15 protein-coding genes are annotated in these 13727 nt (G+C 63.7%); 9 read left to right on the top strand and 6 right to left on the bottom strand.

Annotation, left to right across the window (positions count from 1 at the left end):
- Window positions 1–167: 167 nt before the first annotated feature.
- From ACO07D_RS18895 to ACO07D_RS18880, 4 genes are all read left to right on the top strand, one after another.
- Window positions 168–815, top strand: a complete 648-nt coding sequence (locus ACO07D_RS18895; RefSeq protein WP_421704476.1) for a DUF6778 family protein — start codon at window positions 168–170, stop codon at window positions 813–815.
- A 94-nt stretch (window positions 816–909) separates the two neighbouring features.
- Window positions 910–2103 (top strand): RSP_2647 family RNA methyltransferase, encoded by a 1194-nt coding sequence (locus ACO07D_RS18890; RefSeq protein ID WP_421704475.1) that lies wholly within the window; start codon window positions 910–912, stop codon window positions 2101–2103.
- Window positions 2104–2113: 10 nt separating this feature from the next.
- On the top strand, window positions 2114–2668 hold the full coding sequence (locus ACO07D_RS18885; RefSeq protein ID WP_421704474.1) for an RSP_2648 family PIN domain-containing protein: 555 nt from the start codon (window positions 2114–2116) through the stop codon (window positions 2666–2668).
- Window positions 2669–2736: 68 nt separating this feature from the next.
- Window positions 2737–3825 carry a helix-turn-helix transcriptional regulator gene (locus tag ACO07D_RS18880; protein ID WP_421704473.1) on the top strand — a complete coding sequence of 363 codons (1089 nt, stop codon included), beginning with the start codon at window positions 2737–2739 and terminating at the stop codon, window positions 3823–3825.
- Window positions 3826–4005: 180 nt separating this feature from the next.
- Here ACO07D_RS18880 and ACO07D_RS18875 read toward each other — a convergent pair whose 3' ends face one another.
- The gene (locus ACO07D_RS18875) at window positions 4006–4689 is read right to left on the bottom strand and encodes a M48 family metallopeptidase (protein WP_421704472.1); all 684 of its coding nucleotides are present in this window, start codon (window positions 4687–4689) and stop codon (window positions 4006–4008) included.
- A gap of 151 nt (window positions 4690–4840) precedes the next feature.
- Between ACO07D_RS18875 and ACO07D_RS18870 the strand changes: the two genes are divergently transcribed.
- Window positions 4841–5164, top strand: a complete 324-nt coding sequence (locus ACO07D_RS18870; RefSeq protein WP_421704471.1) for a DUF3817 domain-containing protein — start codon at window positions 4841–4843, stop codon at window positions 5162–5164.
- Here ACO07D_RS18870 and ACO07D_RS18865 read toward each other — a convergent pair.
- The 3 genes from ACO07D_RS18865 to ACO07D_RS18855 are packed head-to-tail and all read right to left on the bottom strand — an operon-like array spanning window position 5161 to window position 7921.
- A complete protein-coding gene (locus ACO07D_RS18865) occupies window positions 5161–6345 on the bottom strand; it encodes a vWA domain-containing protein (RefSeq protein WP_421704470.1) in 1185 nt (394 codons plus the stop codon). The genes ACO07D_RS18870 and ACO07D_RS18865 overlap by 4 nt on opposite strands.
- The gene (locus ACO07D_RS18860) at window positions 6345–6509 is read right to left on the bottom strand and encodes a hypothetical protein (RefSeq protein ID WP_421704469.1); all 165 of its coding nucleotides are present in this window, start codon (window positions 6507–6509) and stop codon (window positions 6345–6347) included. The genes ACO07D_RS18865 and ACO07D_RS18860 overlap by 1 nt, the downstream gene beginning before the upstream one ends.
- A 35-nt stretch (window positions 6510–6544) precedes the next feature.
- Complete coding sequence (locus ACO07D_RS18855; protein WP_421704468.1) at window positions 6545–7921, bottom strand: DUF2927 domain-containing protein; 1377 nt, start codon at window positions 7919–7921, stop codon at window positions 6545–6547.
- A gap of 726 nt (window positions 7922–8647) precedes the next feature.
- Between ACO07D_RS18855 and ACO07D_RS18850 the strand changes: the two genes are divergently transcribed.
- Window positions 8648–8803 carry a hypothetical protein gene (locus tag ACO07D_RS18850; protein ID WP_421704467.1) on the top strand — a complete coding sequence of 52 codons (156 nt, stop codon included), beginning with the start codon at window positions 8648–8650 and terminating at the stop codon, window positions 8801–8803.
- Here ACO07D_RS18850 and ACO07D_RS18845 read toward each other — a convergent pair.
- Window positions 8800–9840 carry a hypothetical protein gene (locus ACO07D_RS18845; RefSeq protein WP_421704466.1) on the bottom strand — a complete coding sequence of 347 codons (1041 nt, stop codon included), beginning with the start codon at window positions 9838–9840 and terminating at the stop codon, window positions 8800–8802. The two genes, ACO07D_RS18850 and ACO07D_RS18845, sit on opposite strands and share 4 nt — an antisense overlap.
- Before the next feature lie 39 nt (window positions 9841–9879).
- Window positions 9880–10725: an AAA family ATPase gene (locus ACO07D_RS18840; RefSeq protein WP_421704465.1), complete on the bottom strand. Its 846-nt coding sequence runs from the start codon at window positions 10723–10725 to the stop codon at window positions 9880–9882.
- Window positions 10726–11038: 313 nt separating this feature from the next.
- Between ACO07D_RS18840 and dksA the strand changes: the two genes are divergently transcribed.
- The 3 genes from dksA (at window position 11039) to ACO07D_RS18825 (ending at window position 13631) form a co-directional block, all read left to right on the top strand.
- Window positions 11039–11461: an RNA polymerase-binding protein DksA gene (gene dksA, locus ACO07D_RS18835; RefSeq protein ID WP_421704464.1), complete on the top strand. Its 423-nt coding sequence runs from the start codon at window positions 11039–11041 to the stop codon at window positions 11459–11461.
- 120 nt (window positions 11462–11581) lie between these two features.
- Complete coding sequence (locus tag ACO07D_RS18830; RefSeq protein WP_421704463.1) at window positions 11582–12751, top strand: FAD-dependent monooxygenase; 1170 nt, start codon at window positions 11582–11584, stop codon at window positions 12749–12751.
- Between the two features lie 325 nt (window positions 12752–13076).
- Window positions 13077–13631, top strand: coding sequence for a hypothetical protein (locus ACO07D_RS18825; protein ID WP_421704462.1), 555 nt, complete (start codon window positions 13077–13079; stop codon window positions 13629–13631).
- The last annotated feature ends 96 nt before the right edge of the window (window positions 13632–13727 follow it).

The raw sequence follows: 13727 nt of genomic DNA, 5'->3' as shown, positions 1-13727 counted from the left end.
GCGCTAACAACCCCTCATATCCCCGCTCACATTCAAGGTCCGGATTGTTTCCAATTTAGCACAAATCGCAGGTTTTCCCCGGCACCACCTCATTTCTGCCCCAATTGGTTAACAGAACACTAGCCAAGAGGCGGGGACCACTCAACACCCGCAGAACGGAGGACACAATGAAATTCGTGCGTTCCAAATTTGCGCTTGTTGCGCTTCTGGGGCTGGCGGCTTGCGCACAGCCCGGTGATTTCGTGACGCGGACCGTGGCGCCGGACACGCCGCTGTTGCAGATGGAAGGCGAGGGGGCGGGAACCCTGCCGCTGGTGCGCCCCTCCTACACGGTGGCCCAGCTGAACGTGGCCGTTCCCACGACGCTCGAAGTGTCCGAGGCCAACAGCTACAAGCCGCGCGCTGACATCGTCTGGCGCGGTGACCCGATGGGCAACCGTTACGAGCAGATCGAGACGATCTTCCGCGACGCCATGGGCGCCGGAGTAGACGGGCTGGAGGGCGAACGCCCTGTGCGCGTGGACATCCAAGTCACCAAGTTCCATGCCCTGACCGAACGCACCCGCTATTCGATCGGCGGCACCCATGACATCCACTTCGCCATCACCGTATATGATGCGGAAACCGGCGTGGTGATCGAACCCACCCGCATTGTCGAGACCGAGTTGACTGGCCTGGGTGGCCGGGCGGCCATTGAGGCTGAAGCACAAGGGCAGACCCAGAAGGTGCGCATCAGCGCCCACCTGAAAAACCTGATTGTCGAGGAGCTGACCGCCCCGCGCGAGATGGTGGCGGTGGCACAGGTTCCCCAGTAACCGCCAGAGCAGAATACCGGGACAGTACACCGGGACGGGGCGGGCCAATCGGTCCGCCCTTTCCTGTTGCCGCTCGCTGCGCTATGGCAGGCGCATGACAGAACAACGCCCCACCATCCGCCTCAAGCCCAAGATGAACGCCCGGTCGATCCGCCACGGCTTTCCCTGGGTCTATGACAACGAGCTGGTCACCGACCGGCGCACCAAGGCGCTGGCGCCCGGCACGATTGCGGTGCTGGAGGATGGCGGGCGCGAGGCGCTGGGTACGGTCGCCGTTTCGCCCGGGTCGCGCATCTTTGCCCGCATGCTCGACCGCAACCCCGAGGCCGCGATCGACCGCGCCTGGATTGTCACGCGCCTGACCCGCGCGCTGGCCCATCGCGAGACGCTCTTTGACGCGCCCTTCTATCGCCTGGTCCATGCCGAAGCCGACGGCTTGCCCGGCGTGGTGATCGACCGTTTCGGTGAGGTCGCCGTGCTGCAACCCAACGCCGCCTGGGCCGATGCGCTGGTCGAGGATTTCGCCGACGCCCTGATCGAGGTCGCGGGCGTGACCTGCGTTGTCAAGAACGCCTCGGGCCGGGCCCGCGCGTTGGAGGGGCTGGATGAGGAAACCGTGGTGCTGCGCGGCGCGCTTGACGCGCCGGTGCCGGTCAAGATGAACGGGGCCACCTATGTGGCCGACATCCTGGGCGGGCAAAAGACCGGGCTGTTCTATGACCAACGTCCGAACCACGGCTTTGCTGCCGGACTGTCGCGCGGCAAGCGGGTGCTGGACATGTTCTCGCATGTCGGTGGCTTCGGTCTGGCCGCGCTGGCCGGTGGGGCGGTGAGCGCCCTTGCCGTGGATGGCTCGGTCGCCGCGCTGGCACTGGCCGAACAGGGCGCCGAGCTGGGCGGCATGGGGGATCGCTTCGCAACCCGCAAGGGCGACGCTTTTGACGTGTTGGCCGCGTTGAACGACGAGGGCGCGCAGTTCGACGTGGTGATCTGTGACCCGCCCGCCTTCGCGCCATCGAAGAAAGCGCTGGAGGCCGGTCTGCGCGCCTATGAGCGGATTGCCCGCCTGGCCGCGCCCCTGGTGGCGCCGGGCGGTTACCTGGGCCTGTGCAGCTGTTCCCATGCCGCTGACCTGTCCAAGTTTCGCAATGCCTCGGCGCGCGGCATCGGTCGGGCCGGGCGTGCGGCGCAGCTGATCCACACCGGATTTGCGGGCGCTGATCACCCGCAGCTGCCGCAGCTGGCCGAAAGCGGTTACCTGAAATCGCTGTTCTTCCGGTTGGACTGAGGGGCGCGCGGTGAAGCTGCTGCTGGATGCCTGCGTGCTCTACCCGACCGTGATGCGAGAGGTGCTGATCGGGGCGGCGAAGGCGGGGCTGTATGAGCCGCTCTGGTCACCACGTATCCTGGAGGAATGGGCCCGCGCCGCCGCCAAGCTCGGGCCGGAGCAGGAGGTCTTTGCCCGCAGCGAGATCACCCTGCTGAACGCCGCCTTCCCCAAGGCCAGCGTGACCCCGCGCGATGGCGACATGGCGCGGCTCTGGCTGCCGGATGAGAACGACATCCACGTGCTGGCGGCGGCCATCGTCGGCGGGGCGGATGTGCTGGTGACCATGAACAACGCCGATTTTCCGCGCCACACCCTGGCCGAGGAAGGCCTGCGCCGCGACACGCCGGACGCTTTGCTGCGAGAGTTATTTGACAGCCATCCCGAAACGCTGCGCCGCATTGTTGAGGGCGTGCGTGGCGAGGCCGAGCGCCTCTCGGGTCAGGACTGGCCGCTGCGCAAGCTGATGCGCAAGGCGCGCCTGCCGCGCCTTGGCAAGGCGCTTGAGGCAGAGAGCTTCGGCTGAACAGTCCGGAATTCCTGCCTTTTCCCGCCGCAAGCCCCTCGCTTAGGGTTTGCGCCGGGAAGAGGGATATGAACGACATAGCATTTTTGAACATGGTGGAGCGCTGTTATTCAGCACTTGATCGCCCCGGAGGGTTTCAGGCCCTGACCCGGCATCTGGGCGCCGTTCTGGGGGCCGATGCGGGGGACATCGTGACTGAAGATCGCCAGAGCGGCGCCATTCGCACCCATGGTAGTTTCGGTTTCGATCCCAGTTTTCTGTCGAGCTATGACGTGGAGTTTCTGGGCGAAAACCCATGGCTCGACACACTCACGCGTCATGCGCCGGGGCAGGTGCGCGATGATATCGAGGAGACGCCGGGCTTTCGTGACAGTGCCTATTACAATGACTGGGTTCGACCGCAGAATCTGGATCGCAGCCTGGGGGCTGTGCTGCCGGTGCCCGGGCGGGGCACGACTTGGGTGGGATTTGCCCGGGCGCGCGGCGCGCGTGCCTTCGGCGTGGAACGTAATCTGCTGCAGCGCCTCCTGCCGCATCTGACCCGCGCTGTAAGCCTGGCAGACCGCCTCGTCCCCTCGGCTCAGCCTGCGGCCTTGGATCTCATGCCCGACCCGGCACTGCGCCTGGATGTGGGCGGGTGTCTGATCGAAGCGAATGCGGCAGGGCGCGGATACCTGTCCGGCCATGGGTTGATGCTGACCAGGGGCGGAATGCTTGAGGCGGTCAGGCGCCAGGACAACCGTGGGCTGGCCGGTGCGATCAAATCCGTGACGAAGGGTCGGGCGCCGGAGGGGCAGGTCTGTCTGGTGCATCGCGGCGAGGCACCGCCGCTGGCGCTGCTTCTGTCGCCGTGGCGTGCGGATCGGGGCGCGGTAACCGGTCTGATCGTGCGCTTGCGCGATGAGGTGGGCGACGGCGCCGAGCTGGATCTGCGCCCGCTGGCCTTGGCCTATCGTCTGACGGCAACCGAGCTTGCGCTGGTGCGCTGCCTGGTTGCGGGCGGTCGGGTCGACGAGTTTGTGCAAGATCGGGGCATGAAGCTTTCGACCGCGCGCTGGCACCTGAAGAATGCCGAGACCAAGACCGGAACGAGCCGGTCTGAACAGCTTGTCTCGCTGGCCTTTCGCATGGGATTCTCTGGCGCTACCGAGGTGTGAACCGTCCGGGTACCCTCCCAAATGCGGGGCGTGCACGGCGGCATGGTCTGTCAGAAACCGAGTAGAACTGGCGTGCGGGCACACGGGTGACGTGCCCTCGTGCCAGTGGTTCGGCTGGAACGGACCCGGGCGGGGAAATGCGTGTCATGACCCCGCTCGCATCCGGCGGCACCGGCGTGCTCAGCCCTGCCACTTTCCTTCGTTCTTTTCGATCGCCGCGATGCGGTCCTCGCTTTTCGGGTGGCTCATCAGCCAGGCGGGTGAAATCCCGCGCCGCGCCTTCGTGAACGCGTCCAGCTTGTGAAACAGGCTCTTTTGCGCCTCTACCCCGATGCCCGCCTTGATCAGAAGGGCGGTGGCGTAGGCGTCGGCCTCAAACTCATCTGTGCGGCTGATGCGGGCGGCCAGGAGCGAGGTCAGAAGCCCCGCGATATAGGCGCCGATCCCGGGCAGGAAGCGGCTGAGCACCATCGCCAGCGCCGTGCGCAGGGCGTTCTGGCCAGAAAAGTCGATCATCCGCCTGCGCGAGTGGCCCAGGGCAACGTGGCCCAGCTCATGGGCGATCACGCTGGCCAGTTCCTCGCCGGTGACCTTGCCATCGCGATACTGGTTCAGAAAGCCCCGGGTCAGAAAGATCCGCCCGTCGGGCGCGGCCAACCCGTTCACCGGCTCCACCTCATAGACATGCACCTTGATGCGCGGCAGGTCGAGCGCCGCCGCCATCCGGTCACAGAGCGCCTTTAGCCCCGGATCGGCCAGCGGTGTTGACTGTTCATCCAGCATCCGCCCGGTGCGCCAGGCGGAGAAGCGGTACATGACATAGCCATAAGCCAGTGCCAGCAGGATGGGGGTGAGCTTCAACATGGGTCTGATATAGGGGCAGTGCGGCAGTGCGGCAATCAACTCTGCGTGCGCACGTATCCCTCGCACTGAAAATGCTGCGACAACACGCCGGTTCCCGCCGGGCGACGCCTGCCCTAAGTTACGCTTTCAGGCAAACCGGGGGCAGGCATACATGACAAGAGCGCAATCCATCTGGCTCTTTCGCAAGATCGCGTCGATCGAGGGCTGGAGCTATGTCCTGTTGCTGTTCGTGGCGATGCCCCTGAAATACTGGGCAGGCATGCCCGAGGCGGTGCGCATGGTCGGCATGGTGCACGGGGTGCTGTTCGTGGGCTATATGATGGCGCTGGGCCTGGCGGCCGAACGCGGCGGGCTTTCGGCCTTGCGTGTCACCTGGGCCGTGGTGGTCAGCCTGGTGCCCCTTGGCACGTTCTTCCACGATCCGTGGCTGAAACGCGACCAGGACGCGGTGGGGCAGGTCGATCCCGCCGCCTAACGTCCCAGTTCCCGCATCCCCCGGTCGATGCCCTCAAGCGTCATCGGCACCATGCGGCCCTCGAAGATCTGGTCGATCATCTGCACCGATTGCGTGTAGCGCCAGTGGCGTTCGGGCAGCGGGTTGATCCAGAGGTTGTCGGGCCATTGTTCCCGCGCGCGTTCCAGCCAGACCTGGCCGGTTTCCTCGTTCCAATGCTCGTTCGCCCCGCCGCGATAGGCGATTTCGTAGGGGCTCATCGAGGCGTCCCCCACGAAGATGCATTTGTAGTCCGGACCATAGGTGCGCAGCACCTCCCAGGTCGGGGTCTGGGCGTTCCAACGGCGGGTATTGTCGCGCCAGACCCCTTCGTAGAGGCAGTTGTGGAAATAGTAATATTCCAGGTGTTTGAACTCGGCACGGGCGGCTGAGAACAGCTCTTCCACCACCTTGATATGCGGGTCCATCGAGCCGCCAACATCCAGGAATAACAACACCTTGACGGCGTTTCTTCGTTCCGGTCGGGTCTTGACGTCCAGGTAGCCGTGCTCGGCGGTGGCGCGGATCGTGCCGTCCAGATCCAACTCGTCATGGGCCCCGTCGCGGGCCCAGTTGCGCAGGCGTTTCAAGGCCACCTTGATGTTGCGCGTGCCCAATTCGACGTCACCATCGAGGTTCTTGAACTCGCGCTTGTCCCAGACCTTCACCGCGCGCTGGTGGCGGCTCTCAGACTGGCCGATGCGCACGCCTTCCGGGTTGTAGCCATAGGCGCCGAAGGGCGAGGTGCCCGCCGTGCCAATCCACTTGTTGCCGCCCTGGTGGCGGCCTTCCTGTTCCTTCAGACGCTCCTTCAGCGTCTCCATCAGCTTGTCGAAGCCGCCCAGGGCTTCGATCTCGGCCTTCTCCTCCTCGGACAGGTGCTTTTCGGCCATCTTGCGCAGCCAGTCTTCGGGAATGTCCACCGCCTCCAGCACCTGGTCCAGGCTGATCTGATCGAGCCCCTCGAAGCTCTGCGCAAAGGCGCGGTCGAACTTGTCGAGGTTGCGTTCGTCCTTCACCATCGCCGCGCGGGCGAGGTAATAGAAGCCTTCGACCTCATAGGTCACCAGCCCCGCCTTCATCCCTTCGAGAAAGGCCAGGTATTCCCGTAAACTGACGGGCACATTATTGGCGCGCAGGGTCTCGAAGAAGGGCAGAAACATCAGGCCATTCGCTCGATCATGATCGCGACGAACAGGCCCACCAGCGCGAAGATCAGCGCGTAGACGGCGGCATATTGCAGCCGGTCCAGCCGGTTGCCACCACGGCGTGCGGCCTGCATGTAGCCCAGGGTCGCGCCCAGGATCAGCGCCGGAAACAGGATCATCTTGGCCCCCCATCACCCCGGATCGGGGCGTGTTCTTACGTGCCCGGTGAGATGGCGGCAATCTCGCGCAGCCGCTGGCCCACCTGGGCGTCCGAGCCGAACCCATAGCGCGCCCAGCCGAGGCTGTCGAGCCTGACCAGCTGCGCCTCGGTGGTGCGTCCCGCAAGGTCAAGGGCTTCGGCCTTGATCATCAGGAAGGTGGACAGAAGGGCCGCGTTTTCTGCGGTCATGACGGCGGGAACATGGGTATTCACGATCTCGATCGCACGGTCTGCATTGCCGGAGGACAGGGCATAGGCGGCGAGCTGCACCCCCATATGCGCCACCTGCAGGTCCGACCCGGGGGAGTTGCGGTAGATCGTTTCGGCCTCGCGGAAGGCCTGCAGCGCCACGTCGCTGTTCACGCCAAGGGACAGGCGGCCGAGCGCGTAGAGGCTGAAGGCCAAGCGAGTGTCGTACCAGCCCTGCGCGCGGGCGATATGCACCGCGTCCTGGGCAGCGCCACGGCGGCGCGCGCCTGGAGTTCCGGCGCCAAGGGCGGTCTCGATCGCCTGTTTCCAGGACTGGGGTGTGGGGCGCGTCGCGGCAGGCACGCCGCCGCCGCCGCCCGGGTTCATCCGCGCGAGGATCCCCGGCAGTCGCGCGGCCACCTGTGCCTGGGTCATGCCCGATCGCAGCTCCGGCGCGTAATAGGCGCGCAGCACCAGCATGTCGAACCCGGTCAGCACGGTGTGGAAATTGTCATCGTTGAAGACCGAATCCGTCAGGCGGTAGAGGTCGTTGACCGGCCCCAGCGCCTGGGCGATCTCCTCATGCAGACAGTCGCGCATCTCCTGCGGGCTGACATCTCCGGGGATGAAGACCGCCATGTGCCGCCGCGTGGTCATCTGCGCCCAATCGGTGGCAGCCGAGCGGCGCAGGCGCTTGTATTCTTCCCAGCTCGCCACATTGGGGGCGACGAAACAGGCGGCATGCGGGACGAGGCTTTGCAGCTGCCGTTTCGGGATGATTTCAAGGTTGATGCCCGCTGGGGCATTGCTGGTGGTCTGGCGGATGTCGATCCCCGCCTCGACCCTGATCCTGCGCAGAAGCCGGTCCAGGTCAACCTGCAGGTAGCCGGGTGCATTGCCGGTCACACGCAGGGTCACCGGACCCTCGAACCGGGTTAGGACGGGCAGGGACCGGCCGCTTTCCAGGCGAAAGGCCAGGTCCAGGAAATCCGCGGCAATCTGGCGGTTGGGCCGGGCAGGGGCCGGGATGCGTGTCGAGGCAAAGGCCTTCATCGGCGGCAAGGTGTCGGACAGCGGCGCCACGTTTCGTGTCGTCACCTCGGCGGTGCGATCGACCGAACCACTTGGTGCCTGCATACAGCCGACAAGGGTCAGAAGGGCGGGGAACAGCAACCTGCGCATCTTCAAATCCTTCCTTTCCGGTCGGAGGCGAAATGCGCGTCCTCCCGGCCACGGGGTTGAGGTGCGTCTTCTGCGTTGCGGTGGCTGAGGCCCCGATCCCCGCGCGTGTTTCCGCCCCCGGCAGAGGGGCCACGCGGCGTGATCGGATGGCGGCACACATGTGACGACGCCCGATGCGGGCATCCAATAGCGACCCTTTCACAGGCGCCATTGCCGGTCCGATGACCGGGACAGCCGTTCAAACCAAAGCGCGAAGCCAGGGTGGAGGAGGTTTCAAGCCCTCGCACACCGGCGCCAATCTGACAGAGGTCACTTCCGGTGTCCCACCACCGGCCCCAAGACCCAGTATCAGACCGCGTCAACGGTCGAACGGACATGTGAGCATTGTCTCCCAACACAATACAAACACACCGTTTTTGCCCCCCCAGGCCCCACCATGGTTAGGGGAAGGTTATGATTCCTCAAAGGGAAATGTGACCGAATTGGGGCAGGAAACGCGTTGTTTTTGAAACAAGAACAATCGCGGTTCTACATATGGTGGATTCCTCGCGGCGACCCACAAGCGAAAAGGTTAACTCGCGTTAACTCTTGCGGCAATTGAGGCGGAAATGTGGCGAATCGGGGGCGGGGCGCCAATCTTCGCAGACGGTTTTGTCCCCGCGTCCCCACCAGCCTCAGCGGCAGGTGGCAGTTAGTCTGAGACCGTTGACACAGAAAGGAGGTCCCATGGGACGCTATAACGGCAATGACCACAGCAAGGACGAGAACGACAATCACTCGAACCAGATGAACCCAAACAACGACACCTATTGGTCAGATCGGGGACACGATGATCGACCAGAAGATTGGGATGAATGGGAAGAGCGTCAAGAAGACAGTTAGTTTCCACCCATCTTGGGGCAGATTGCGGTCAACACGTCGTTGGGGCCAAGAACTGGTAGATGCTCAAAGTCCTCGAATGGCCACAGAGGATCGAAATCGGGGGCAGAAACTGCCACCTTCTGACAGCGTTTGAATGCGTTCTGAAATACCACTGAACACAGGGCCAGGCTGCGCATCTCGCTGGCTGCTTGGCCCAACTTGCCGCCAGGCAACAGGTGTTCAACCCGTTCAACGAACTGAAAGGCCCGTGTCATGGCGGGCACCTCGCCAGCACGATAGCGTTTGCCTTGTCGCATCTTGTCGGTTCCATCCAGAATCAAGTTGAACAATGCGTTCTGGCTGGGGAGGGTGGCGGCCCGTTGAAGACGATCCAGGTAGAAGCGGATGGCGGCCAAGTGCCCGGTCTTTGGATGCCTGGTAGCTGCCAGATCTCGAAGGCTCCAAGTGTCGGTTCGGTTTGGAGAGTCTCCAATCTCGCTTCCATAGACGAGGAAGGAGATGACAAGGCCTTGAAGCTCCGTGGGGAAAAAGGCTTCGGCCCCAGGAACCTCGGGTCTTCCCTCCAAGTGGTCGAGAAACCATCGCATTGTTGCAGATCCGGCCCAGGGCAGCGCCTGAAGCCGGCTGCGAACGTCGTTTTTCTGTCCTTCCTGCCAAGATCGGGACAAATCCAGATTCAGCCGGTCCAGGGATTCAATGAAGTTCGCGGTTGCCGGCGCTTGATCACGCAGGGACATGCCGAACAAGAAACCTTTCCAATCGGTTTCCAGGTGTTCGGGGCGAAGCTTTGCCAACCGCACGATTTGTTCTTCAAGCCCACGCTCACAGGCCCGTTTCTCCCAAAAGCTGAAAAGCCTCTGCAAGGCGCGACTGTGGGTTAGGTCTTGTACAGGCACACCGCGAAAGGCAAGGCGTTGAAAGGTCTTGTGTTCCGCCTCGTTGCCACCCGGACCAGGGATTCGTTTCCCTAAGAGGAGGTTCGCCGGGGACTGGTTGACCAGGGAGAATAACGCGCTGGTATCTTTGGGAAAAATCAAGTTTTTCTCCCCTCACAGAACCAGTTCTATGACCGTTCCTTACCGCTGCCCGCGCGCCAGGAAGGCGAGGCGTTCGAACAGGTGTACGTCCTGTTCGTTCTTCAGGAGCGCACCGTGCAGTTTCGGCAGCGCATTGGCGCCGTCGCGTTTCAGGTCTTCGGCACTCAGATCCTCGGCCAGCAGCAGTTTCAGCCAGTCCAGCACCTCGGAGGTCGAGGGTTTCTTCTTCAACCCCGCCTGGTCGCGGATCTCGTAGAACTGGGTCAGCGCGGTGGTCAGCAGCGCTTCCTTGATGCCCGGGTGGTGCACCTCGACGATCTTCTTCATCACCTCCATGTCCGGGAAGCGGATGTAGTGGAAGAAACAGCGGCGCAGGAAGGCGTCGGGCAGTTCCTTTTCGTTGTTCGAGGTAATGATGATGATCGGGCGGTGTTTCGCGCGGATCGTTTCGCCGGTCTCGTAGACGTGGAACTCCATCTTGTCGAGCTCCTGCAAGAGGTCGTTCGGGAACTCGATATCGGCCTTGTCGATCTCGTCGATCAGCAGCACGACCTTCTGATCCGCCTCGAACGCCTCCCAGAGCTTACCGCGCTTGATGTAATTGGCCACGTCATGCACGCGCTCGTCGCCCAGCTGGCTGTCGCGCAGGCGGCTCACCGCGTCATATTCGTACAGGCCTTGCTGCGCCTTGGTGGTTGATTTGATGTTCCACTCGATCATGTCCGCGCCCAGGGCCTTGGCCACCTGGCGGGCCAATTCGGTCTTGCCGGTGCCCGGCTCGCCCTTGACCAGAAGCGGGCGTTCCAGCGCCACCGCGGCGTTCACGGCGACTTTCAGATCGTCGGTGGCGACATAGTCGGCGGTGCCTTCGAAACGGGTGGTCATGGGCCTCTCTCCTCGGCTGGGCTGCGAAAGGGGAGGTAAAGGCCCGCCCGGCGTTTGGCAAGCGTGCAGGCGGATGCCGTGCCCGTGCCCCCACGTCGTTTTCGTCATTGGCCGCGAAACCGTGCCGAAGAGGCCATGAAATCGGCACGGTCTTCCTTACCCTAGGGCAGGGTGACGCGGTCACGCGATATTCACATGTTTGCCTAGTGACAAGCTCTCGACGCGGGTGTAAACGGGCGCTCAGGAGGAGACCGGCCGTGCCCCTGTCTTGGGAGTTTGGGGGTCGAGGTCGGCGAGCAACAAGGAAACTGGTATGAAAGCCGAAATTTTCCTGCCTGATGATTATCGTCCTGCCGAGGACGAACCTTTTATGAACGACCGACAGCTGGAATATTTCCGGCGCAAGCTGGAAGCCTGGAAGGCGGACCTTCTGGACGACAGCAAGCACACGATCGAAGGGCTTCAGGACAACACCCGCAACATTCCGGACATCGCGGACCGGGCCTCGGAAGAGACCGACCGCGCGCTGGAGCTGCGCACCCGCGACCGTCAGCGCAAACTGGTGGCCAAGATCGACCAGGCCCTGCGCCGCATCGACGAGGGTGAATATGGCTACTGCGAGGCGACCGGCGAGCCGATTTCGCTGAAACGTCTGGATGCGCGCCCGATCGCGACCCTGAGCCTTGAGGCCCAGGAACGTCACGAGCGGCGTGAAAAGGTGCATCGGGACGACTGATTCCCGGGGACGACCCAGGGGAGCGGTTCATGACTGAACGACACCGGGGCGCGGCAACGCGTCCCGGTGTTTTCGTTTCCGCCCATGCGCTACAGGATGGGGGCGAACAGGAGGGGCGACATGCTGATCGGACAGGACATCACCATCATGGGCGGCGGGATCGGAGGCTTTGCCGCCGCCTGCGCGCTGTCGCAGCGCGGAGCCAAGGTCACCGTGCTGGAACAGGCCCCTGAGCTGGGTGAGGTCGGTGCGGGCCTGCAGATCAGCCCCAATGGGGTGCGCGTGCTGGATGCGCTGGGCCTGGGCGAGGCGGCGCGCAGCCGCTCGACCCGTTCGCGTGGGGTCTGGCTGCGTGACGGGGTGACGGGGCGTGAGGTGATCGACCTGGACCTTGGGCGCCTGCGCCCGGACGAGACCTGGCTGCTCTTTCACCGGGCCGACCTGCTCGACGTGCTGGTGCAAGGCGCACGCCATCTGGGCGTGACCATCGAAACCGGTGTGCGCGTCGAACGGGTCGAGCTGACAGAAAGCCGCCCGGTGCTGCATATCGAGGGCGAAGGCCCTCGCGTGGTCGATTTCCTGGTCGGTGCGGACGGTCTGCACTCCGTCCTGCGCCCGGAGCTGAACGGTAAACGCGAACCCTTCTTTACCGGCCAGATCGCCTGGCGCGCCCTGGTGCCCGCCACCGGGCGCGAAGAGGCCGAGGCCTCCGTCTACATGGGCCCCGGCCGTCACCTGGTGACCTATCCGCTGCGCCAGGGCCAGGTGGTGAACCTGGTCGCGGTCGAGGAACGCAGCGACTGGGCCGCCGAGGGCTGGTTCCACAAGGACGACCCTGCCAATCTGATGAAGGCCTTCGAAGGTTTCTGCCAGGACGCCCGCGATGTGTTGAGCCGCGTGGAAGAGGTCCATGTCTGGGGCCTGCATCGTCATCCAGTGGCGATTGAATGGCACCGCGGCGCGACGGCCCTGCTGGGCGATGCGGCACACCCGACGCTGCCCTTCATGGCGCAGGGCGCGGTGATGGCGCTGGAAGACGCCTGGGTGCTGGCCGACAGCCTCGCCGTGCAAGGCATGCAGGACGGCCCCGCGCTGTATCAGGCACGCCGCCGCACCCGCGTGACCCGGGTGATCGAGGCTGCCAACAAGAACGCGCGCAATTACCACTACGGCAACCCGGTGGCGAAACTGCTGGGCCACGGCGTCTTGCGCATTGCCAACCGCCTCGCGCCCCAGAAGGTGCTGGAGCGGTTCGACTGGATCTACAACCACGATGTGACCAAAGAGTAACGGGGCAGGGGGTGGCCTCGCCTTCGGCTCGGGCCCGCGCACGGCGGGGCGCTCGCTGCGCATCGCGACCTCCGGCGCGACCTGCGTCGCCGCCTTAGGGGAAACGCTTGTTGGTGGGGCGAAGGGCTGAGGGTGCGGGTATGTGAAAACTGGAAAGATGGCATGTATTCATCCCAAGTCCGTGTGGGCGCGCCATACCGGTCGGTTAACATGCAACCATCCTTCGATCTCAGGTTGACAGTCCTGCTCGTTTTTTGCGGGATGCGGAGGTGACGGGGCAAGGGCGTGATTGGCAATCGGTCCGCGGGTCCTGAGGGAGGGCGATATGAGACTACTTGTCGAGCCGGAGCATTTCTCCAAAAGGCATGTACGGTTTCTTCCGGTCGCTTTGGGCGGGCTGCTGGTTCTCTATTATCTGACCGTTTTTGGTGTTGCACAAATCGCTGATCCCGCGTGGGTCGAGGCCTTGCTTGAAGCTGGCCTGCTGTCCAGCCGGGTCACTTTTCTGACCGAATACTCCCCGCGTACGTTGCCGTACTACGCGGCCTCTCTGATTGCTTCCCCGATTTTCTTCATCGCAGCCCTCGCTGTTCTTTGGAGGTCCCAGCCTTTTCGGTACTGGACGCCACCACTTGATGCGGACGAAAGGAAACTTCCGACGATTGGGATAGTTTTTGTGGCTCTGATCGCTTGTGTTGCATTCTTCCTTATGTCCGGCACTGGCGGCTTGGGTAGGCCCGTGACCCGGTACGGGATCCTGCTGTGGCCCATCTATCCTGTTTTTGCCTTCGTCATGATCGGTTTTGCGTCAGTGGGAACCTACCAGGCGATTGGGCTGGTGGTGTTGTTTTTCAGGCAAAGCGGCGTCGATAGATGCTGAACGGCAGAACAAAGCCGTAGCTTACACCTGTGTTTCGGGCGATCAGGCTCATGCGCAGCATGAGCCCGGCCCAACCGGCGCGGGGGCCGTCAGGCC

The sequence above is a fragment of the Aliiroseovarius sp. genome (genome assembly GCF_965228805.1).
Lineage (GTDB): Bacteria > Pseudomonadota > Alphaproteobacteria > Rhodobacterales > Rhodobacteraceae > JASBTN01.
Note: the sequence above shows the minus strand (reverse complement) of the source record. Positions and strands in the feature narration are given on the sequence as shown.

What these genes read in the sequence shown, in the direction of transcription:
- ACO07D_RS18895 (WP_421704476.1), top strand. Translation starts at nt 168, where the DNA reads ATGAAATTCGTGCGTTCCAAATTTGCGCTTGTTGCGCTTCTGGGGCTG.
- ACO07D_RS18890 (WP_421704475.1), top strand. Translation starts at nt 910, where the DNA reads ATGACAGAACAACGCCCCACCATCCGCCTCAAGCCCAAGATGAACGCC.
- ACO07D_RS18880 (WP_421704473.1), top strand. Translation starts at nt 2,737, where the DNA reads ATGAACGACATAGCATTTTTGAACATGGTGGAGCGCTGTTATTCAGCA.
- ACO07D_RS18875 (WP_421704472.1), bottom strand. Translation starts at nt 4,689, where the DNA reads ATGTTGAAGCTCACCCCCATCCTGCTGGCACTGGCTTATGGCTATGTC.
- ACO07D_RS18870 (WP_421704471.1), top strand. Translation starts at nt 4,841, where the DNA reads ATGACAAGAGCGCAATCCATCTGGCTCTTTCGCAAGATCGCGTCGATC.
- ACO07D_RS18865 (WP_421704470.1), bottom strand. Translation starts at nt 6,345, where the DNA reads ATGTTTCTGCCCTTCTTCGAGACCCTGCGCGCCAATAATGTGCCCGTC.
- ACO07D_RS18860 (WP_421704469.1), bottom strand. Translation starts at nt 6,509, where the DNA reads ATGATCCTGTTTCCGGCGCTGATCCTGGGCGCGACCCTGGGCTACATG.
- ACO07D_RS18855 (WP_421704468.1), bottom strand. Translation starts at nt 7,921, where the DNA reads ATGCGCAGGTTGCTGTTCCCCGCCCTTCTGACCCTTGTCGGCTGTATG.
- ACO07D_RS18850 (WP_421704467.1), top strand. Translation starts at nt 8,648, where the DNA reads ATGGGACGCTATAACGGCAATGACCACAGCAAGGACGAGAACGACAAT.
- ACO07D_RS18840 (WP_421704465.1), bottom strand. Translation starts at nt 10,725, where the DNA reads ATGACCACCCGTTTCGAAGGCACCGCCGACTATGTCGCCACCGACGAT.
- dksA (WP_421704464.1), top strand. Translation starts at nt 11,039, where the DNA reads ATGAAAGCCGAAATTTTCCTGCCTGATGATTATCGTCCTGCCGAGGAC.
- ACO07D_RS18830 (WP_421704463.1), top strand. Translation starts at nt 11,582, where the DNA reads ATGCTGATCGGACAGGACATCACCATCATGGGCGGCGGGATCGGAGGC.
- ACO07D_RS18825 (WP_421704462.1), top strand. Translation starts at nt 13,077, where the DNA reads ATGAGACTACTTGTCGAGCCGGAGCATTTCTCCAAAAGGCATGTACGG.